Below are 384 nucleotides of genomic sequence, written 5' to 3' on the forward strand. Positions count from 1 at the left end.
AGGTACTTCTCGTCGACCTCGATCACGCCGAACTTCGCGTCCGAGCCGCCGGCCAGCGCCGAGGTGATGCCCGCAGGCATGTTCGCGCCGAGCGCGTTCGACACGACGGGCCCGGCGGCCCGCAGCGCCTCGGCGATCAGCCGGGTGGTCGTCGTCTTGCCGTTCGTCGCCGACACGAGGATCACGTCCAGGTGCTGCGCCAGCCGCCCCAGCAGGTCGGGGTCGAGTTTGAGCGCCACCCGGCCGCCGATCACCGATCCGCTGCCCCGCCCCGCGGCGCGTGACACCGCCGCCGCGGCCTTGCCCGCCGTCACGGCCAGCTTGGCCCGCGGCGACAACGGCTCCGTGTTGCCTGCCATCGTCCTAGATCCTCCTTGCATCGGT

Annotated in this window: 1 pseudogene; it reads right to left on the reverse strand. The window is 72.4% G+C overall.

Annotated elements, in window-relative coordinates:
* A pseudogene (locus V2J85_RS41050) lies at positions 1–359 on the reverse strand (DUF1727 domain-containing protein); the annotation flags it as partial.
* Between the last annotated feature and the right edge of the window lie 25 nt (positions 360–384).

It is taken from the genome of Streptomyces bugieae, from assembly GCF_036352915.1.
Classification (GTDB): Bacteria; Actinomycetota; Actinomycetes; order Streptomycetales; family Streptomycetaceae; genus Streptomyces; species Streptomyces endophytica.